The sequence below is a fragment of the Aeoliella straminimaris genome (genome assembly GCF_024054565.1).
In the GTDB taxonomy this organism is placed as follows: Bacteria; Planctomycetota; Planctomycetia; order Pirellulales; family Lacipirellulaceae; genus Aeoliella; species Aeoliella straminimaris.
The window spans coordinates 16,723-36,266 of record NZ_JAMXLR010000024.1; the positions used below are offsets into that span (position 1 = coordinate 16,723).

16 protein-coding genes and 1 tRNA gene are annotated in these 19,544 nt (G+C 60.5%); 12 read left to right on the plus strand and 5 right to left on the minus strand.

Going from position 1 to position 19,544, the window contains the following annotated elements:
• Positions 1-216 precede the first annotated feature (216 nt).
• Positions 217-290, minus strand: a tRNA-Asp gene (locus NG895_RS05765).
• Between the two features lie 364 nt (positions 291-654).
• Here NG895_RS05765 and NG895_RS05770 point away from each other — a divergent pair.
• The 6 genes from NG895_RS05770 (at position 655) to NG895_RS05795 (ending at position 7,404) form a co-directional block, all read left to right on the plus strand.
• Positions 655-822: a hypothetical protein gene (locus NG895_RS05770; RefSeq protein ID WP_252851515.1), complete on the plus strand. Its 168-nt coding sequence runs from the start codon at positions 655-657 to the stop codon at positions 820-822.
• Between the two features lie 34 nt (positions 823-856).
• Entirely contained in the window at positions 857-1,798 is a 942-nt protein-coding gene (locus tag NG895_RS05775; protein ID WP_252851516.1) for a GGDEF domain-containing protein, read from the plus strand.
• Positions 1,799-2,192: 394 nt separating this feature from the next.
• Complete coding sequence (locus NG895_RS05780; RefSeq protein WP_252851517.1) at positions 2,193-5,186, plus strand: sulfatase-like hydrolase/transferase; 2,994 nt, start codon at positions 2,193-2,195, stop codon at positions 5,184-5,186.
• A 196-nt stretch (positions 5,187-5,382) separates the two neighbouring features.
• The gene (locus NG895_RS05785) at positions 5,383-6,342 is read left to right on the plus strand and encodes a hypothetical protein (RefSeq protein WP_252851518.1); all 960 of its coding nucleotides are present in this window, start codon (positions 5,383-5,385) and stop codon (positions 6,340-6,342) included.
• A 57-nt stretch (positions 6,343-6,399) separates the two neighbouring features.
• Entirely contained in the window at positions 6,400-6,795 is a 396-nt protein-coding gene (locus tag NG895_RS05790) for a PEP-CTERM sorting domain-containing protein (RefSeq protein ID WP_252851519.1), read from the plus strand.
• Between the two features lie 285 nt (positions 6,796-7,080).
• Positions 7,081-7,404 (plus strand): DUF6793 family protein, encoded by a 324-nt coding sequence (locus NG895_RS05795; protein WP_252851520.1) that lies wholly within the window; start codon positions 7,081-7,083, stop codon positions 7,402-7,404.
• A 104-nt stretch (positions 7,405-7,508) separates the two neighbouring features.
• Here the strand turns inward: NG895_RS05795 and NG895_RS05800 are convergent, their stop codons facing one another.
• The 4 genes from NG895_RS05800 to NG895_RS05815 form a co-directional block, all read right to left on the minus strand.
• Positions 7,509-8,558, minus strand: coding sequence for a hypothetical protein (locus tag NG895_RS05800; RefSeq protein ID WP_252851521.1), 1,050 nt, complete (start codon positions 8,556-8,558; stop codon positions 7,509-7,511).
• A 358-nt stretch (positions 8,559-8,916) separates the two neighbouring features.
• Entirely contained in the window at positions 8,917-9,522 is a 606-nt protein-coding gene (locus tag NG895_RS05805) for a superoxide dismutase (protein ID WP_252851522.1), read from the minus strand.
• 233 nt (positions 9,523-9,755) lie between these two features.
• Positions 9,756-10,037 (minus strand): hypothetical protein, encoded by a 282-nt coding sequence (locus NG895_RS05810; protein ID WP_252851523.1) that lies wholly within the window; start codon positions 10,035-10,037, stop codon positions 9,756-9,758.
• A gap of 57 nt (positions 10,038-10,094) precedes the next feature.
• On the minus strand, positions 10,095-12,314 hold the full coding sequence (locus NG895_RS05815) for a diguanylate cyclase (protein WP_252851524.1): 2,220 nt from the start codon (positions 12,312-12,314) through the stop codon (positions 10,095-10,097).
• A gap of 482 nt (positions 12,315-12,796) precedes the next feature.
• On the opposite strand from NG895_RS05815, the gene NG895_RS05820 reads away from it, so the two are divergent.
• From NG895_RS05820 to NG895_RS05845, 6 genes are all read left to right on the plus strand, one after another.
• Positions 12,797-13,927 (plus strand): hypothetical protein, encoded by a 1,131-nt coding sequence (locus NG895_RS05820; RefSeq protein ID WP_252851525.1) that lies wholly within the window; start codon positions 12,797-12,799, stop codon positions 13,925-13,927.
• A gap of 120 nt (positions 13,928-14,047) precedes the next feature.
• On the plus strand, positions 14,048-15,625 hold the full coding sequence (gene gltX, locus NG895_RS05825; RefSeq protein WP_252851526.1) for a glutamate--tRNA ligase: 1,578 nt from the start codon (positions 14,048-14,050) through the stop codon (positions 15,623-15,625).
• 54 nt (positions 15,626-15,679) lie between these two features.
• Positions 15,680-15,949: a hypothetical protein gene (locus NG895_RS05830; protein ID WP_252851527.1), complete on the plus strand. Its 270-nt coding sequence runs from the start codon at positions 15,680-15,682 to the stop codon at positions 15,947-15,949.
• Between the two features lie 6 nt (positions 15,950-15,955).
• The gene (locus NG895_RS05835; protein WP_252851528.1) at positions 15,956-16,546 is read left to right on the plus strand and encodes a paraquat-inducible protein A; all 591 of its coding nucleotides are present in this window, start codon (positions 15,956-15,958) and stop codon (positions 16,544-16,546) included.
• A 52-nt stretch (positions 16,547-16,598) separates the two neighbouring features.
• The gene (locus NG895_RS05840) at positions 16,599-18,083 is read left to right on the plus strand and encodes an MlaD family protein (protein WP_252851529.1); all 1,485 of its coding nucleotides are present in this window, start codon (positions 16,599-16,601) and stop codon (positions 18,081-18,083) included.
• 95 nt (positions 18,084-18,178) lie between these two features.
• On the plus strand, positions 18,179-19,525 hold the full coding sequence (locus NG895_RS05845) for a vitamin K epoxide reductase family protein (protein ID WP_252851530.1): 1,347 nt from the start codon (positions 18,179-18,181) through the stop codon (positions 19,523-19,525).
• The last annotated feature ends 19 nt before the right edge of the window (positions 19,526-19,544 follow it).

Here is a 19,544-nt window from a genome sequence, read left to right on the forward strand (position 1 = left end):
CGGCAGTATAGCACGCGGGGTTAGTAGCGTCGCGACGGCGATGAATCCACCATCCGCGGTCTGATCGACAGCTCGATTCGGTCGAGATCGGCGACCGGGGGAGAGCGTGTGCCGCTGCCGCCGAGACCGTGGAGTCCGGCCAGATGGAGCATTCCAGTAACCAGCGGCCGAGCAAAAAGGCACAAAAAAACCCCTTCGAATGAAGGGGTTCTGAAGCGACGCGGACGGGACTCGAACCCGCAACCACTGGATCGACAGTCCAGTACTCTAACCAATTGAGCTACCGCGCCCTGCCTAAGGGCTTGTCTGGTCAATGGGAGCCGCACGCCCGGTGGGGCTGGCTCATTCGTCCAGAGCTCGGCATTTTAGCCAGCTTGGTGCCTGATCGTCAATTGGACCCAGGCAACTTGAGAATAGTACGCAAGTGAGCTCCATAGAACTGGGACTCCGCCCCTGCCGACAAGGTTCACGCCGCCCGGGTATGGGGGGCCAGCCGGTGGCGGCAGCTGGTAACGCTTTTTCCGGTTCTGGCAGTTCGGCGGTACGCGGCGGGGGCGTTTTTTACCCCGACTGCGGTTTCCACCCAGCGGGGCGGGGCGCGGGCGTCCTAGACTTCATTCGGCCTGCCCCCCTGCACTTGCTAGGAAATGCACCATGGACAACTTCTACAACAAGATCTCCGAGTGGTTCGAGGCCTTTATGGGCGGAACCTGGAACTGGTTCAACACGCTGAGTCGTGAAGAGTGGGTTGTGGTGCTCGCCGTGGTGGCGGCCTGCGGTTTTCTGTGCATGCGGGGCTACGGCTCGCGGAGCAATTTCTGACTACACCCTGGGCGACGATTCGGAAGTCGAGATCATGGAGCTGTTCGATTGGTTTTCGGGGGTGCTCGTGGGCATCCCAGTCACGATGAGTCTGGCGGCCGTTGCGCTGTTGGGATATGTGTTTGGCCGCAGGACGCGCGTTGTCGAGCCCAGCAATCTGGCTGCGGTGGGGCCCCGCGAGTTGCACCGAGCCGCCCGCGTCGCCCGGCAGATGGAAGACACCATCGACGAGTTGCGCCAACAGCTCGCAGAGCACCGCAACTTTGTCGACCGGTTCAAGCACAAGGTCGATGAGGCCTCAATGTATGATCCGCGGTCGGCCCTGAACTTGCTTTCCAACGAGTCGGAAGAGATCATCTTGCCGACGTTAAAGCTGGCTTCACGCTTGTCCCACGCCTACGACGAACTTCGCCAGCAGTCCCAAGTGCTGTCGAACTTTACCGAGGGCCGCACCGATCCGGTCACCGGATTGGGCAATACCCCAGCTTTCGAAGAACAACTGCAACTCGCCCTCGGTGATCGAACGCGAGGCGGACCCCCTGCGTCCATCGCCCTGGTGAGCGTCGAACCGCCGGCGGAACTCACGCCCGGCAGCGACGAGCACCGGGAGTTCATTAAGCGGGTGGCCACCGAGGTGGAACGCTGCGTCCGCGGCCACGACTACATTGCCCGGTTGGGCGGAGCGGAGTTCGCGGTCTTGATGCCCAAGACTCCGCTTTCGGGTGCCCGCGTTTTTGGCACCCGGTTGCGCCGCCAGTTGATCGCCAACCGACAACTCGAGGCTGGCTGCGGCATCGCCGAAGCCCTGCCAGCCGACACGGCTCAAGGTTGGCTGTCACGCGCCGACTCAGCCCTGTACAGCGCCCGAGCAGTCGGGGGCGCGGCCCAATACCTCCACACGGGGGAGGGGCTGCAGGTGGATAACGAGCCGGTGGAGCGGGTGGCGCTCGTGGAGGCTGAGATGGTAGAGGTTTGAAGAGTCTACCGTCCGATTCGCGTGTCGTTTCTGCAACTTTATGCACTCGAGGTGAGTGCGGGCATTGCTAGCGGCTTCGACAAACCGCAGAGCACGAATTCTCGCGTGCTCCTCTCGTTTTGGATGGGATGCCATCCTCTTGCGCGGAATTAGTCATACAAACGCACCACTTGTGCAACTGGGCTGCGTGTCAGATGCTTGCGGGGATTGGCACTCTCAATTAGTCTGAAGGCTTGGAACAGGGGCGTTCGCAACGGACAGCATCTCCCCGATGGTCACCTTTCGTGGTGCCCTAAATATCCCCCACTCAATTCGGCAGCCCGGATCGCTAGGCTTTTGGCCTCGAATCAGCGTGACTGGCATGTGGGCCCTTTCTCTACGCTGTTCAACCACTATGAAGACAACTTGTGCGTCCCGTCAGGCGATCATCGTTCTGGTTCTCCTCGCATTCTCCAGCGGAGTAGCTGTTGCCAAATCAGTTGATCCGAACAGGCCGAACGTGTTGATGTTGTTGATTGACGATATGGGCTGGGCCTCGTCCTCGGTGCAAATGGATCCCAATAATCCGGACTCCAAGAGTGACTATCACCTGACACCAAACCTCGAAACACTTGCGCAGCGCGGCATGGTGTTCTCGAATGCCTACGCAGCAGGACCGATGTGTTCTCCCACACGCGCGTCCATTCAAACAGGTATGACTCCGGCCGCACTGCAAACTACTGATGTACGCCAGCCCTCGGATCCTTATCACGTCAGATACCAACAGTACTATGCAGGTTACCCACTGACTCCTCCCCAACCGAGAGGCGAATTTCCAACAGCTACCACCATTGGTGAACAACTGCATCAGATCGATCCGAACTATCAGACTGGCTGGTTCGGCAAGTGGGACTGGTGGCCGAGGCCAGACACCGATGGCTACGATGTCACGCAGTTGAACATCGGCCCGGTGGAGACTCCTGCCGAGGATCCAAAAGCCATGTTCACAATCACCAATCAAGCAATGGCTTTTCTTGATGACAGTGATCAGACAGAGGACCCCTTCTTTCTGCTCGTTTCACACGATGCGGTCAAGAATGCGTCCGCTCGTCAGGCTACGGTCGACATGTTCGAAGGACTCACTCCGGGCGAAAAGCATCGCGATCCCGCGTATGCTGCAATGCACTACGATCTGGATGAGACAATCGGCACTTTGATGGGCCGTCTAGATACGATGGGCATCACGGACAATACCTATGTGATGTTCCTATCCGACCATGGGGCAGCAGTTGGGGTCAATGGGCAGGAAATCGTTAACGCTCCTTTGTACGGTGGAAAAGGGACTATTTGGGAGGGAGCTATGCGTACTCCCATGATCGTCAGCGGTCCAGGCATCGCACCTTCCAGCCACAGCGACCTACCCATTAGTACAATCGATCTATTTCCCACTATTGCTAGCCTGGCTGGTGGTGGAACTCCGCTGCCCGAGGGTGTTGAGGGCGCCGACCTATCTCCAGTGCTCTTCAACTCTGGCAATTTGCCGGCTGGGACGAGTGCTATTGAACGTGCCAATGCGGCCAACGGTGAGCTTTACTTTCACTTTCCGCACTACGGTCCCACACTCAATGTCGGTAAAGTCAGACCCGCTTCGTCCGTGCGTGACGGCGACTATAAGCTTGTGCGGGTATACGGCGAGAATGGAGCGGCTGACGAATTGCTATTGTTCGATCTCTCGGCCTCGTTGGAAGAGAGCTCCGATCCAAGCTCTCCGCTGAACCTGGCATCTACAATGCCGGACAAAGTGACTGAATTGAATACCAAGCTTTCCAATTGGATCCAGGCAGTCGATGCTTCGCTGCCGTACGACGTGCGAACTCCCATACAACTCGATTGGGACGCCAGCACTTCCGCTCCTACAGGAGCCGATTGGCGTTCGCAGCAGGACGTCGACTCGTACGACAGAGAGACTTGGCGTGCAGCTCCCGGTTCGGAGCCCACTCGCATAGCGATCGATCCCTTTCAGTCTGGCTTGGGTGAGAACGCCTACAACATGAGTGGGAACAAGCGACTTTACCGCCGTTTCTTCCATGTTTCCGATCCACAGAAGCCAGACGAGATTGATGGAGATAACTCCGCTTCGTTCGAGATGTGGGTCCGCCTCGATTCCATGAATTCAAATCAGCTGCTCTTCGAGCAAGGTAGTTCAACGCAGGGAATCTCACTCACCCTTGGCGACGCCGATGGGGATTCCGAAGAGAACGACCTGCGTTTTCGACTCCTTGCTTTGGATGGGCAACACTTGACCGTGACCGCGCCGGTCGACCGGTTTGCGGACCCCACGCAGGACTTTGTTCAGGTGGCGGCCGTTATCAACGACTCGCCCCTCGGCCGATACATCGAACTGTACATTAACGGTGCCTTGGCCGGTCGCGCCGATGGAGTTGCCGGCCCCGATGGAATGAATTGGAACCACCGCAACAAGGCTTCGATCGGTAAGGACATCGATACCATCGGTGGCTCAAGCGGTGCTGGTGATTTGCCGTTTACTGGAGGAACGCTGAAGGGGCAAGTTGCCGCCATTCGCTTCCAAAATTACGCAATCTCGTCCCAGGACGTCCTGGCAAGCTATAACTCCAAACTTGATCCGGTCAGCATGGGCGTTGCTTCCGTGTCGGCGGCCGCCAGCAAGCTAATCGGCAGACCTTCATCGGTGGAGTCAGGGGCTCTAGAATCGGACGATGCCGCCTTTGTGATGCTCGAACGGCAGGATACGCTCGGCGAGAACCTCGCAGTCGATTTGGTTGCCGGCACTGACTCGGCTGGCGTGCTAGCCGCCGGAGAGCAGGTTGCCAGCTATCTGGTGCACTTTGACCCTGTTGGCGATACGGGCTCGGAGAGTGTCGAGGGAAGTATTACCTTTGCCGGCGAGATCCTCGGCGTGATTTGGTCGGAAGAAGGTCTGGCAGACACCGATTCCATTCTCGGCTCGATTGGTTTGTACGAATCGACAAACCGAGAAGGCGATTTTATGGGAGACGACCAGGTAATCATTTCGGGCGACGGGCACACTCTCGACTTTATTCTCTCCGCTCAGTTGGCTGACATTGCTGAACTTCGCGTGCTTACCACAGCTGTACTTGCGGGCGACTTCAATGGTGATGGCACCGTGGATTTGGCCGACTACACGGTATGGCGAAACAACTTTGGGGCTACCGACGAGTCGACCTTGAATTGGAGTGGCGATGGCAATGGCGGCGTCGACGTGGCCGACTACCAGCTCTGGAAACAGAACTTTGGTGGTTCGCCCCCGAGCGGATACTCCACGGCCAAGGTGCCGGAGCCGAGTTGCCTGACGATCGTTATTCCCGTTCTATTGGGGGCATTTTTCTATCGAAGCAAAGCCTGGTAGTTAAACGTCTGACCCTTTTTGCTTGTGCGGGCAATTGGAAATGTTGTTCGATTTGGCGAAGATTCATCCGCACTCCTAACAACCGTATAACACCATCGCTTTCTTGCATACCATGCCGATGTCAGTAGTTTTACTTCGCATAGCACGTCTGCTATGTAGCGTGGTAGTGTTCGGTTTTGCATCATACGCGACAGCGGTGGGCAACCCGACGATATACAGTATCGGGAACTCATTGACGTGGGATACCCAGCCACTGAATCTTGTCAATGCCGAATGGGATATCTTCTGTGGCGTTAATCTCGATTTCATCTACAACAATCCCGAAGGGTATTGCAATGTAAATTCCATTCCGTGGACAACTGCTTTAGCGAACAACAGTTACGATTACGTAACCGTCCAACCTTTTGCCGGGACCACGCGAGAACAAGACGTTGCCATCATCTCGAGCTGGATGGAGATGCAGCCGAATGCTACGTTCGTCCTGCATCCGGGCTGGGTTGGTCCGAGCACCCACGTCGCGGCCTACGAATCGACCAACACCAGCACTTTCGCTCCCAGTGACGCGTATTTTGATGCGTTGGAGCAGGATCTACAGACGCTGCATCCTGGTATGACGATCAAGCGCACCCGAGCGGCCGAGGTGCTGCATGATATTGCATTGGATATTGAAGCCGAAAACTCGCCCTTCACGGCTTTTTCGGCCCTGTATCGGGACGCGTTGCACATGTCTTACACCGAAGGTCGCTACTTGATGCACAACATCATGCGTCTTGCTGTGGATCAGCCACTTTCGTTGACCCCGGATGAGCAAGCTTCTGCCGAGCGCCAATACTTGAATGATAAGCTCCGAGCGTTAGCCGCGATTGAACAACTCCCCGGCGACTTCAACAACGACGGCCTCGTGGATCTCACCGACTACGTCGTATGGAGAAATCACCTGGGATCCGATTTCCAGTTGTATGGCAATGGCAACGAGGCCGGCGACAGTGCCGGAGTCGTAGACGGCGAAGACTATTTGCTCTGGAAGCAGCAGTTTAGCAGTGTGGCGATAGTGCCGCCTATCGCAGTGCCCGAGCCCGGTGCGGGGTTGTTAGTGGGAGTGCTCGCCGTCGGTCTTGCTGGTTTTCTGGGGCGATACAGCAGGGAAAAGCCCTAAAACAATTGTGCGCAGGTTGACAGACACTACCTCGACGAAGCCCGACAAGCACGCGGTTTGTCGGCCGCTCCCCGCGCCGATACCCGCTTCAGCATGAATACCGCGGGGCAGATTTTCGTTATCAACAAGCATGACGGCATTGTGCGACTGCTGGTTCCGCTGCTGACGGACCTGCCGGGTGACTTCAACAACGATGGCCAGGTCGACCTGGCCGACTACACGGTCTGGCGGAACCATCTCGGGACGGATTTCGATCTGGCTGGCAACGGCGACGAAGCTGATGATAGTGCCGGCGTGGTCGACGCTGCTGACTATCTGGTTTGGAGAGAACACTTCGGCGATGGCCTGGGGGAGGGTTCTGCCGTTTCTGCCGTTCCCGAGCCGTCTTCCATGGGGTTGCTGGGGATTGGCGTCGCCGGCGCCGGGTGGCTAGTGCGGCGTCGCGCGGCCTGAGCTTTCGGGCGGCCTCCAAATCCCCGCCGTGCATCCTCGGGGCCCCGAGTCCGATTTCGCTGCTTCGGTCCTCCGCTGGCCCGAAAGGGGGGTGGTTCGTTGACCCAAACCTGGGGGTAACCTAAATTACGGTGGGCGAGCGGTTGTGGGCTTCTCCGGCACCTCGCTGGGGTGGTTCATGGCAAGGCCGCCGCCGCTCCCCAGGACCTGGACCCTATCACAGGCTATGTGATTTCATTCGAGGGGGACGGGTATACGCCCCCTATATTTGGAAAGGAATGACCCATGCCATTGTTCGAAGTAGAAACCGACAATCACATCATCATCACGTGGGCTGCCGACGCCGACACGGCCAGTGGCGTCGTATCCGACGCCTACCCATCGGAAAACGTCATTCGTATGACGAAGCGCCCGCGTGATACCTGGGTTATTTCGAAGAGTGCCCTTGGCATCGCCGAAGAAGTCGACATCTGCCATACCGCCCGCGATTGCCTGAGCAAGGCCGCTGGCGACAAGGTGCACGCCATTCGCCTTTACATGCACGAAACAGGCGTCGATCTCGAGCAAGCCCGTAAGGTAATCGAGTCGAACATGGTACTGGGCTGGTAGAACTCAGCTGGCCAGCCAATCGAGAGTCAACAGACGAGGCCGTCCGCAACAGGTGTTGCGGACGGCCTCGCTAGGTTTGCAGTCGCGTTGTTGCCCAAAGAGGCTCAACGGTAGGCCGGCGTGCCGTAGGCCGACGGCGTGGTATTGGTCGACGGCGCGGCGGGCGATTCGCTGCCCGCCGGTCGCGTTGCCACGTCGATGGCCGAGGCCTGTGTGGTGGGATAGGTCGAAGTGCCGCCCGGACGATAGCCACCGGGTGTGCTCGGCAATTTGACGGAAGCAACGGCCTGCGAACTTGCGGGCGCGGTTGGCTCCGGTGTGGTTGCTCGATAGGGTGAGCTGCTCGTCGGAATGTTGGTAGCCACTGGCGGCGTGACCGACGGCGGGTTCGACGACGCGGGGGCCGATGGTGCCAGAATGTCTGCCACACTCACCGAAGGTGTATCGTACCGCGACCGAGGTTGGTAACTGCCAGGGGCCGTGGGAGCGGCGGCAGCCAGGCCGGTATCGGTAGCCGACGGTCCGGGGCTAGTCGGGGCAGTGACCGTTGGTGGCGCGGCGGCCGGCGGAGCAGCGCTAGCCAACGGATCGGAACTTGGCGTCGTGTAGCGGTCGAGGTTACCCGCCGATGTAGAGTAGCGATCGGTTGGTGGAGTCGTTGCGAGCAGCGAATTTGTCGAAGGAGCCGTCGAGCCCGCGGTCGGCTGCGAACCCGGCAAGCCGGAGCCCGCAGGTGGTGCGGTCTTGCTGGCTATAGTGGTAGGCGACGTGGCGGAATAGGGGCCCGTTTGCGGAGCCATACCGCCAGCGCTTGGTGCCGGCGTGCTGGCAGCTAGGCTGTTGGTCTTAGGCAGACCCGATGGCGGGGCGGCCGGAAATACGCCGTAGTCGGCGGTAGGAGGCGACGTCGCGACCGACGTTGTGGGTGGACTTGCCGGCGGAGCGCTGGCAATCGGCGGGGCGTCGCCTTTATTGGCGGCTAGCTTGGCCGATGGCAGTTCCGGTGCGCCGTCCACGATGGCGGATTCAGCAGAGCGATTCCACAAATTCGCCGGATTCATCCAGGCGTATCTCGAACCGGTTGATTGGCACCCGGTGGCGAGTCCGAGGGCGAACAATGCAGCCGCTGCGAGCGAGAAGTTAGTCGTCTTCATGGCTTCCATGCCTTTGAGTAGTGCCACTGGCGAACCAGCCGTTTTCACGCTAGCGATCCTTCGCTGGTGAGTAACGGGCGCAGGAGACGCAGGATTTCCTTAAGCGCTCCATCGAGGCAAATCGGTTATCCGGGCGAAGAGTCTCCAGCGGAGTCTAATATTTCCGGCAATCCAACAAAAAAACCGCACGCCAGGAATGCTGGCGCGCGGCGATTATAGAGAGTCGCAATCTGCCGTCAACGGCGATTCGTACCTCCCGAGTGTTATTCCTCACAGCAATCTGCAGAACAGTGCACGCCAGCAGCGGCGCTGCTAGCTGTACGGTCAGGCTGATCGCCTGACAGGCACTGCGTTTGCCCTACTTGGCGTCGGCGTATCGCTTGCCGACAGCGTCCCAGTCGATCACGTTCCAGAAGGCGGCGACGTAGTCGGGACGACGGTTCTGGTAGTGCAGGTAGTAAGCGTGCTCCCAGACGTCGATGCCCAGGATCGGCGTGCGGCCTTCCATCCAGGGATTGTCCTGGTTGGGTGTGCTCTCCACCTTCAGCTTGCCGCCATCCACCGACAGCCATGCCCAGCCGCTGCCGAAACGAGTGGCCGCTGCGTTGGCGAAAGCTTCCTTGAACTTCTCAAAACCTCCCAGCTCGGCGTCAATCGCGGCGGCCAGATCGCCGGTCGGCTTGCCGCCACCCTTGGGGCTCATGACGGTCCAGAACAGCGAGTGATTGGCGTGGCCACCGCCATTGTTGCGCACGGCGCCACGGACGTTCTCCGGTACGGTGTCGAGCTTGGCGCACAGTTCCTCGATCGGCATATCGGGCAGGCCAGCGGAAGCCAGCGCGTCGTTCACCTTGGTGACGTAAGCGTTGTGATGCTTGCCGTGATGGATTTCCATCGTCTTGGCGTCGATATGGGGCTCCAAAGCATCAGTGGGGTAGGGCAGGTCGGGCAGCGAATAAGCCATGGCAGGCCTCCGTATGTTCGAGTCAACGTAAGTGTTAACGCACCAGAAGCACGCGCAAGTGCGCAGCGCTCATCACCCAAGTTGAGTGCAAATTGCGTTCCGGCCGGCAATGTCCAGATTGCTGACCTCACTATCAACATACAGGCCTATCGGGGCACCGACAATGAGGTGCGGCCACGCACATCCGCGCAGCCGACGAAAAAACCGGCCATAAAAAAGAATCGCGAAGCAGTCTAGTCGCGGGTGCCAGAAGTCTCGGCCGGGCTGGGGGTATCCAGCCCACGGAGCAGTTGCACCAGCCGGCTGCGTTGCCGGTCGATGGCTTTGAGCTGTTGCGAAATCCGGGAAACCAGCCGCTCGGTCTCCGCCACATAGTGTCCGGCGGAAGTCGCGGATTGCGCTTCGTCCACCCGAATGGCCAGGTCCGGCAGGTCGGCAAACGCCTCGTCCACCACGGTTGCGGTGTGCTGGAGATTGTCTGACTTGGCGGCGGTGTTGGTCGTGGTGATGGACATGATGGGATAATCTCGTCCGATGGGAAGATGGGGGAAATGGTCTACCGAGTTGCCAGCTTACTCGCCGGCGGCAGCGACGGGTTCGGCAATCGACTCCTTGGCCATCATGTAGGACTTCAGGCTGGAGAGCAGCAAACGTGCCCGGTCGACGACCTGACCCCGACGGCGATCGCGTTCGCGTTTTGGTCGAATCTTCACGTTGGCCACGGTGTGCACGTACTCGCCCATCGCAAGACCGGCCGCATTGGTACCCGCTTTGCGTTCCTGGCCGAACTTGATCTCGATGACGAACGTCATCGTCTGCGAGCCGCCATTCTTCAGGTTGGCGATTTCGCTCACCTCGAGCCGCACCTCGTCTTCGGTCACGCGAAGAATGCGAGCTTCGCGGTCGGAGATGAATCCCCGCAGCTTTTCAATGGCCAATTCGATGGGCACAATGGTCGATAGGGTGGTGTCGACGAGCGCACCACCCTTCCAGGGCTTGAAGCTGAACCAACTCATTTTCGTTCCTTCTTCAGGCATGCCGTTCCCCAACTGCACAACTTGGTTTCGCCCTTGATCCTTGGCTTGCAGCAGCGCGCGGTCCGACCGTCGCAGCATCAACTCGGGGGTGTCTCCCGCCTGCAGTTCGGTTACGCCGAAGCTGGCGGTCACGGAGTGATTGGAAAGCTGTTCGTGTGTCGTTTCGGCCAACTTCTTGCGCATCGCTTCGGCTCGAGTCGCGGCCGTGGCATTGTCGCAGTCGGCACAAAGTACGGCGAATTCCTCGCCGCCGTAGCGGGCAACCAGGTCGCCCGATCGGCACATCGATTTCAGCAGCGAGGCAAACGTGACGATCGCCTCGTCGCCGGCTTGATGGCCGAACGTGTCGTTGATCTGTTTGAAGTGGTCGATGTCGGACATGATCAAGCTGCAGCTAAGCTCGGTCTCCTGGTGAGCTTCGACAAACAATGCGAGCATCCGATCGAATTCCGCCCGATTGGCGACTTGTGTCAGCGGATCCTTGGTCATCTGCGTGTGCAGTGCCTGACAACGTTCTTCCAGCGACGTCTCACTCGAGGCGTCGTGCATCAGCAGTGTTGCACCGCAACAGGTACCTTGATCGTCGTGCACGGGCACCACATGCAGGTCGATCGTCACGTGCCGGCCGCTTCGGCCCAGTACGCCGACGCGCTCCAGGAGCTGTGTGCCGTGATTCAGGCTGCGTGCCACGGGGCATTCGGTATCGGGAATCAGGCTGCCGCGGGCGTTGGAGAGCTGTAGTAGGCTCGGTTCGAACTTTCGCCCGCAGGCGGCTGCCCCGGCGATACCGGTCAAGCGTTCGCAGCCGGTGTTCCACATGAAGATCTGCCGCTGGGTGTCGACGAACACCACCCCATCGTGCATGTTGTTCACCAATTTGGTCTCGAACAACGCATTGGTGCTGGGCTGACGTCGGTCGCCAGGACGCAGGACGCTGGTCGAACCGCCGGGCGGATTCCATTCCATCGACAGGTCCGTCAGCCAGCGACTGGCGACCTGATCAGTCAGTACCCGCTGGTCGTGAGTGACCAGTTCGCCAAATTCTCTCACCAACTGGGGATCGAACTGCTTGTCGGCGTAGTCGAACAGCTCGGCCACCGCTCGCTCTCGCGAACGGGCGCGGCGATAGACGTGGTCGGTGGTCATCGAGTCGAAGGCATCGGCAATGGCCAGCATCCGCGCGGTGACTGGAATCTGATCTTGGGAGAGTGGCAATTCCTTGTTGGTTCCATTGAACCAGGCGCCGGCAGTCAGTACGGTGTCGAGCACTAGTTGCGGGGCGCCAGCGGCCGACAGCATCTCGACGGCCAGGTGTCGGCTCGACGCCATGGCGGCCACTTCGTCGGGTTGCAGGCGACCCGGTTTCATCAGAATTGCGTCTGGGACGCCAATCTTGCCAATGTCGTGCAGCAGCGCCGCCACCTCCAATGCGTCGCGCTCTTCCTCCGAAAGACCGGACGCGGCCGACCAGCCACTACACACCAGGGCGACTCGCAAGCAGTGGCTGGCGGTGACCGGATGCTTGGCCCTGAGGGCGACAAACAAACCGGTGGCCGAGCCCAGACGGGCCTTCACCAGTTGCTTTTGAAACTTCTTGCCGTTGAGGTCCTCGGGCAACTCCATTAAGCCATCTTCGGCCGCCGCTTCTTTGAGCCGCAGAAGTTCATCCGAGACTCGTTTGGTGTCGACTGGCGCAACCTGTGCGGCAGTTGGCGATTCGGGCTCAAATGGATCAAGTGGGGTGGGTTCGGTCATTGGTGGCCGTTCGTGGCGTGATGCAAGTTAGTCTGCCCCCGACTGCAACACACTCTGAGGACTCTACAAGACGCAGATCAAAGCGTGTGGCATTTCCATGCAACCGTAGGTTACGCCCCGAGAGCAAGCAACGAAACGAGCGGTGAAATCGGGGTGGGTTTTCCGCAGACAAATCCAGCATGAGCGGGTCGTTGTCCTCGCAGTAGATTCCGTTGTCGGCAAGGTTTACCTAGTCGATACCACCGCGCCAAAAGTAACTTGTCGGAAGAGTGCTGATTGCCTAGCAGCGGAAGTGTCGAAGTGCATACATGCAGGTCGCCCGGTGCGGAGCGATCGCACCCAATGCGCCCGCCGGATAACCTGGCGCGGCTGCCATTGCCCCCTCGGCCGTTGCAATCGAAGCGGGATGCTTCGCGGATGGCGCGGCGGTGGTTCTCCCCTGGTTTGCCTTCCCCCCACCTCAAGTTCAAGGACCCGAGCTTATGAGCGGTGCCCGACAAGGACGTCGACGTCGCATTTTGCAGGAAGAAGTATTGAGTGCCTCGCGCGAGATGGCTTCCCACTCGCCGGCCGAGGAGCAACGTACCGGCGGCGAAGGCCGTCGTTATGCCTTGCCCGACGGCAGCGTCGGCGGAGCACTGGCAAAGCGGCACTTTCCCACCCAGCTACTTGTGCCGGCGGTGGCGGTGGCTGGCAGTCTGGCGAGCGTTGCCGGCCTTGGTGCCATTCACATCTATCGCGAAACAATCAGCCGAGTCGCAGGGCCTGACTCGCTGGCGCTGGCGGATGCTACCAGTTCGACGTCGCTTGCCACGTGGGTGGCTTCGACCGCCATGCTGGCGGTCGCCATGCTATCGGTGATGGTATTGGCGGTCCGCCGCCACCGAGTAGACGACTACAAGGGGCGGCATCGCCTGTGGCGCGGGGCGGCCGTGCTGGCAGTGCTGCTGAGCGTGGATGCCGTGACCGGCCTGCACACCGTGGTGGCCCAAAAACTCGCTACAGTCACCGGCATGCAGTTGCTGGCCGGTGGCGCTGAGTGGTGGCTGCTGCTGGGTGGCCTGGCCATGGGCTGGGTGGGTATCCGCGTGCTGTTGGATACCAAGGAAAGCAAGCTGGCGATGTCGCTGCTGGTAATTGGCGCCATCGTGGGCGGTATTTCCGTCCTGGGGTCGGTTGCCGGCTTGGGTGGCAGTGCGGCAGCAATGATTGCCAAGCTCTCGCAGGTTGGGTGCTACTTGCTGACCGCCACGTCGCTGGTGGCCTACATGCGATTCCTGCGGCACGACATCACGGCCGGCGTGGCGAGCAAGCCGCAGAAGTCGCGAGTAGCGGAAGTGAAGATTGCCAAGGAGACGACCACCTCGGCGGCCTGGGAAGAAACCGACTCCCAGAGCGAGCAGTCCAGCGACAATCGGTCGTCCCGCCAGCGGAAGGCCGGCAAGAAGAAGCAGGCCGAGGAGCAGCCCGCTACCGCGGCCGAACCGCGTTGGACCGATGGCAGCGACGGCTACAGCGAGAGCTACGACGACGAGGGTCAGCCCACGCGCAAACTGAGTAAGGCCGAACGTAAGCGGATGCGGCAACAAAAAGCCAGCCGCCGCGCGGCATAGCATAGCGGGACGCCTGGAGCGTGCCATCTTCGTATGCCGCCCGCGATCGAGTAAACTGCGGATTGAATGAACGAATCGCTCGCGATTCCCCATCTTTCCGCAGTTACTCACCAGGCTCTCATGTCCGTTCGTACCCGATTCGCCCCCAGCCCGACCGGCTACCTTCATATTGGCGGTGTCCGCACTGCGTTGTTCAACTGGCTGCTGGCCAAAGGTGCCGGCGGCCAGTTTTTGCTCCGCATCGACGATACCGACCAGCAGCGGAACGTCGAGGCGGCGCTCGCGCCGATCCTGCACGGTTTTCGCTGGCTGGGCCTCGAGTGGGACGAGGGGCCCGAGGTCGATGGTCCTTATGCCCCGTACTTTCAGTCGCAGCGCAGCGAGCGTTATCAGGCAGCCGTCGAGAAACTGCTGGAAACAGGCGCGGCTTACCGCGATTTTGCCACGACCGAAGAACTGACCGCCGAACGCGAAGCCGCCCAGGCTGCGGGCGAGCCGTTTCGCTACAGCCGCAAGTGGATGGCTGAGACGCCCGAGCAAGCCACCGCGTTCGAGGCCGAGGGCCGGCAGGGCGTCATGCGGCTGAAGATGCCCACCGAGGGAACGCTCGAGATCAACGACCTGGTCCGCGGCACCGTAAAGTTCGACTGGGGCCGCGAGCAGGACCATGTGGTACAGCGGGCCGATGGTTCGTGCCTGTACCACCTGGCTACGGTGGTCGACGACCACGACTTCAAGATCACGCACGTGGTCCGTGCCGAAGAGCACCTGTCGAACACGCCACGGCAGGTGTTCATTGCCCAGGCGTTGGGCTACCCGCTGCCGGAATTCGCCCACGTGCCGTACGTCGCCGAGCCGGGCAGCAAGAACAAACTGAGCAAGCGGAAGCTCGAGAAGTACCTGAAGAATCGGGATTTCGCCGCGCTCAACAACAAGGGCCAGCAGATCGCCGAGCGGTTGGGCCTCGAGACCAGTGCCGAGACGTTCAATCCGGTGATCGTCGACTTCTACGAAGAGGTTGGCTTCCTGCCCGATGCCATTCTGAATTATCTGGTGTTGCTTGGCTGGTCGCTGGACGACTCGACCGAGGAATTTTCCCGCGAGGAGATGATTCAGCACTTTACGCTCGCTAGGGTGAACAAGGCCCCGGCGAGCTTCGACGCTCAGAAACTGTTGGCCTTTCAGCAGCGAGCGATGAACGCGCTGCCCACCAAGCAGAAGGTCGCCCGCAGTGTGGAGTTCCTCAAACGGGCCGGCTTGGTTTCCGATCCACCGCCCTGCGACGTGGCCGAGTACGTTACGCAGATTGTCGAGGCGGCCGGCGACCGCATCACGGTGTTTGGCGACATCCTCGAGTTTGACGACTTCTTCACCGCCGACGACCAGTTGTCCTACGACGAAAAAGCGTTTGGCAAGCGACTGGTGAAACCCGACGATGCCGCCGAGTTGCTCACGGCATTTCGCGCGAAGCTGGCCGACGCCAAGGGGTTCGATGCCGAGTCGCTCGATAAGTTGCTGCACGATTTCGTCGAACAGCAGGGCATCAAGATCGGGCAGATCATCCACGCCATTCGCGTGGCCGTCACCGGCAAAGCGGTTGGCTTTGGCATGTTCGAAACCCTGGCCATCCTCGGCCAGCAACGCTGCCTGGCGCGGATCGATCGAGCCCTGAAACTGCTGGCCGACGCCAAAGGGTAGTAACAACGGGCAAGAAATCCCCGCGACCGGCGAATACCCCCCGTGGTTCGGGCCATGTTCACGAAACGCACCAACCCCGACTCGAAGTCGCACTGGCTGAATCGGGTAGCGTTGTATGTGGTGGTTGGGCTGGTTGGCTACGTTTTGAGCAGTGGCCCCGTGCTTGGGCTCGCCTTTTGGCTCCGCGAGGCGACTCACAACGACTATTGGTATATGGTGATGTGGGTGTATTTTCCTGTGCTGGTGCTTGGGCACCGTACACCGCTGATGTGGTACATCGAGTGGTGGGTGGTGGATGTTTTTCACACCGTCGGCCCTGGGTAAGAGCTCATGCAGAATCATCGAGCATGTCATTGCTGCGGACTGATCCATCGCCTGCCACCGGCCCCACCGGACATGCAACCAGTCTGCATCCGCTGTGGTTCGCGATTCGTGACGCACGCCTCGCGCCAGCAATCGGCTAGTCGCACGGCGGCCGCGGCCTTGGCGGCATTCATTCTGTTCTGGCCGGCAGTGCTGCTGCCGGTGCTGAAGATCGAACAACTGGGGCACATGCACCAGGCCAGTATCCTGGGCGGCATTTTCGATCTGTTGGCGCATGGTAGTTGGTTCGTGGGCATCGTGGTGCTGGTGTTCTCCATCGTGTTTCCGCTTACCAAAATCGTGTTGCTCCTGGAACTCAGCCTGCTCGAGCTGCTGGAGCGCAAGCAAAAGGCCTGGACCCTGCGATTGATGGAGCACCTGGGCAAGTGGAGCATGATGGACGTGCTGCTCTTGGCCTTCTTGGTGATGATGGTGAAGGTGGGCGACATGGTCGAGTTCCACTTTGGCCCCGCGGTGCTGGCTTTCGTGCTGTGTGTGGCAATGAGCATGTTGGCCTCGCTATCGTTCGATCCCCAATCCATCTGGGAAGAAGATTGACCATCGACGCGAGCTTGGCTCGTGCGGACCCTTTTTTCACTTCGACTTGCCTATGACCACCCAATCTCGCACCCCCGATCAACCCACGGACGAGTTTCCTACCGCCAGGCTCGAGCCGCGGCGGGTGATTGGCAATTCGAAAATGTGGTGGGCTACCGCCGCGGCGCTTGTGGTAGCTGGGCTGCTGGTGTGGCGCTCGACGGAGTCCGTCGGTCCGACCATCACCATCCGCTTTCCCGAGGGCCACGGCCTGACCGTCGGCGACTTTGTCCGGCACCGCGGCATTGAGGTGGGACATGTCGACCGCATTGAATTGGCCAGCGACCTCGAGAGCATCGAAGTCGAAGTCACCCTGCTGGCCGGCGCGGAGGAAATCGCTCGCGAAGGAACCCGATTCTGGATTGTCCGCCCGCAAATCAGCCTGGTCGAGGTTCGCGGGCTCGATACAGCGATCGGCGCCAAATACATTGCCGTGAGCCCCGCAGCGCAGGATGCCCAGCAGCAACTGGAGTTCGAGGGGCTGGCCACGCCGCCTGCAGGGGATGCCTATCGCTCGGGCATGGAGGTCGTGCTGCGCGGCGACAGCAGTTACGGTTTGACTGCCGATGCTCCCGTCTCCTGGCGAGGTGTCGATGTGGGCCAGGTGCTGAGTGTCGATCTGGCCAGTGATACTCGCTATGTCGACGTGCGGGTCCGGATCGACTCGGCCTACAAGAACCTGGTTCGCGCTAACTCGAAGTTCTGGGCCACCAGCGGCCTGGGGATCGACGCCGGGTTTACTGGCTTTTCGCTCAAGGCCGAGTCGCTCACCACGATTGCTCGCGGTGGGGTCTCGTTCATTACCCCGGCCGACGACGATCAGGCGACTGCCGTTCAGCCGGGGCATGTGTTTACGCTGCATGCCGAAGAAGACGCCGATTGGACGGAAGACGCTTCGACCGTCAGCTTGATCGACTTCCCACTTCCGCCCACGGTGATTCTGCGTGCCACTTGGAAGCAGAAGTACCTGGGGTTCACGCGCTCGTACGACCAGGACTCCAGCGCGGTGGTGGTCGCCACCGATAAAGGGCAGCAACTCTTCGCGCCGGACGGCGCCGCATATGCTCCCGAGGACGCGTTGGACGACACCTGGCATCTCGACTTGTTCGCCCCCGGCAGCAAAGGTCCCTTGGCCGAACTGGGAGGCAACTTCGACATTGGGCGGCGCAAGGGCGGGGTGGCCGTGTTGCCGCTGGAGCATCGCGTGCCGGCATCCCATGCGATTCCCGCCGATCGGGTCCGTACGCCACCTGAGCCCGAGGACTGCTGCCTGGTGCGATCGGTGGCCGGCGACTCGGGCGCCAGTTCGGTGATTCATTCGCTGTCTCGGGCGCTGCTCACCCAGTCGGGCGACGTGTGGCAGGTGGACCCCGATGGAGCAGATCTCGACGACTGGCATGGCGCCGCCGTTGTGGCCACTTCGGATGGGGCCCTGGTGGGCCTGTTTGTCGTGACCAGTTCCGGGCCGACGATTGCCCCGCTGCGGGTGGCCAGATAGCCAGATTTGCACCTGGACCCTGATTTTTCCGGGGCGAGAGCTGCAGCCGAGGTTGTGCTAAAATAGAGGATTGCCATTTGTCCTTTCTGCGCACTATGTCCAACGTTGCCAAAATCCTCGCCACGCTGATTACCCTCGCCGCTCTGGTGGCCGTGGGCGCTTCGGCTTATCTGGTATTCGAGTCCTTCAACGGTCCGGACGTGGCCAGCTGCGGTGTCGAAGGGTTCGATTGCGAGAGCGTGCTCACCAGTTCGTGGTCGAAGTGGCTGGGCGTGCCGGTGGCCTTGCTGGGGGGCGTGGTCTATCTGGCCATCGCCCTGGTAGCCTGGCCCGCGGCCCTCTCGCCGCGAGGCATGGCCATGAACCTGCTGGGTGCGCTGTCGCTGATGGCCGTGGGGGCGGGCATCTGGTTCGTTGGTCTGCAATTGTTCGAGATCCAATCGTTCTGCCTGTTCTGCATGACGGCTCACTCCTGCGGATTGGCCATCGCTTGCATGACCGTCGGGCTGTACTTGTCCACTCGCAATCAGTACCGCGATGCACGCAGCACCGTGGTCTCTGGCGGCGGCAGCATCCCGGGCATCGTCGCTTCGCACAACGAGTCGAGTACGCCTCTGCACACGGCGGCCAGCCTGCTGGTCGGTGCAATGGGTGTCGCCGCGTTGGTGCTCGGACAGATCGTGTTGCCAACCGATACGTCGCAGGCCATGCAGGAAGTCGCGTTGCAACCCGCGCCGAATGTCGACTCGACCGACGATTCCGACGACTCCGGTGAGGCACCCGACTTCATGGAGAACGCCCCCAGGGACAAACAGCCGACTTCCAGCCAGCCAGACGAACCGGCCCACCGCTTGTTGGGGTTCGCGGCGCTGCCGCGGCCCATCGATGCGGACGTCGAGCCGATGCTGGGTCAATCCGATGCCACCTATGTGATCGTCGAGATGATGGACTACACCTGTCCGCATTGTCGCCAGCTCAGGCCGCGCATCGAAGCGGCCCGCGAGCGGTATGGCGATCAGTTTGCCATTATCGTTCGCCCGGTAGCCTTGAGCAGCGAGTGCAACGACAACATGCCCGCCGGCCGGCGCGGCCGCAAGAGCGCCTGCGACTACGCCCAACTGGCGATGGCGGTCTGGCAGTTTGCTCCCGATAAATTTGCCGAGTACCACAATTGGTTGCTGGAAGGCAACCACCCGCCTCCCCTTGGCCGAGCGCGGCAGCGGGCCATCAGTCTGGCGGGCGAGCGCGTCGTGTTGGATACAAAGCTCAAGTCGAAGATCTCCGATCGCCTCCGCAAGCACGGCGCGGAGTGGGCCGCTCTGAAGACCGGGTTGCCGTTGCTGTTGTTCTCCGACTCGGCCGTCACCGGCGGTGGTAAGAGCAACGAGGAACTGTTCAAGACGCTGGAAAGCAAGCTTGGTATCCAGCCGGCCAATCCTTAAATCGCCATCCATCTGTAAC

Bases quoted from the DNA above. Each gene is read 5' to 3' on its own strand.
- NG895_RS05770 (WP_252851515.1), top strand. From the start codon at position 655: ATGGACAACTTCTACAACAAGATCTCCGAGTGGTTCGAGGCCTTTATG.
- NG895_RS05775 (WP_252851516.1), top strand. From the start codon at position 857: ATGGAGCTGTTCGATTGGTTTTCGGGGGTGCTCGTGGGCATCCCAGTC.
- NG895_RS05780 (WP_252851517.1), top strand. From the start codon at position 2,193: ATGAAGACAACTTGTGCGTCCCGTCAGGCGATCATCGTTCTGGTTCTC.
- NG895_RS05795 (WP_252851520.1), top strand. From the start codon at position 7,081: ATGCCATTGTTCGAAGTAGAAACCGACAATCACATCATCATCACGTGG.
- NG895_RS05800 (WP_252851521.1), bottom strand. From the start codon at position 8,558: ATGAAGACGACTAACTTCTCGCTCGCAGCGGCTGCATTGTTCGCCCTC.
- NG895_RS05805 (WP_252851522.1), bottom strand. From the start codon at position 9,522: ATGGCTTATTCGCTGCCCGACCTGCCCTACCCCACTGATGCTTTGGAG.
- NG895_RS05810 (WP_252851523.1), bottom strand. From the start codon at position 10,037: ATGTCCATCACCACGACCAACACCGCCGCCAAGTCAGACAATCTCCAG.
- NG895_RS05815 (WP_252851524.1), bottom strand. From the start codon at position 12,314: ATGACCGAACCCACCCCACTTGATCCATTTGAGCCCGAATCGCCAACT.
- NG895_RS05820 (WP_252851525.1), top strand. From the start codon at position 12,797: ATGAGCGGTGCCCGACAAGGACGTCGACGTCGCATTTTGCAGGAAGAA.
- gltX (WP_252851526.1), top strand. From the start codon at position 14,048: ATGTCCGTTCGTACCCGATTCGCCCCCAGCCCGACCGGCTACCTTCAT.
- NG895_RS05830 (WP_252851527.1), top strand. From the start codon at position 15,680: ATGTTCACGAAACGCACCAACCCCGACTCGAAGTCGCACTGGCTGAAT.
- NG895_RS05835 (WP_252851528.1), top strand. From the start codon at position 15,956: ATGCAGAATCATCGAGCATGTCATTGCTGCGGACTGATCCATCGCCTG.
- NG895_RS05840 (WP_252851529.1), top strand. From the start codon at position 16,599: ATGACCACCCAATCTCGCACCCCCGATCAACCCACGGACGAGTTTCCT.
- NG895_RS05845 (WP_252851530.1), top strand. From the start codon at position 18,179: ATGTCCAACGTTGCCAAAATCCTCGCCACGCTGATTACCCTCGCCGCT.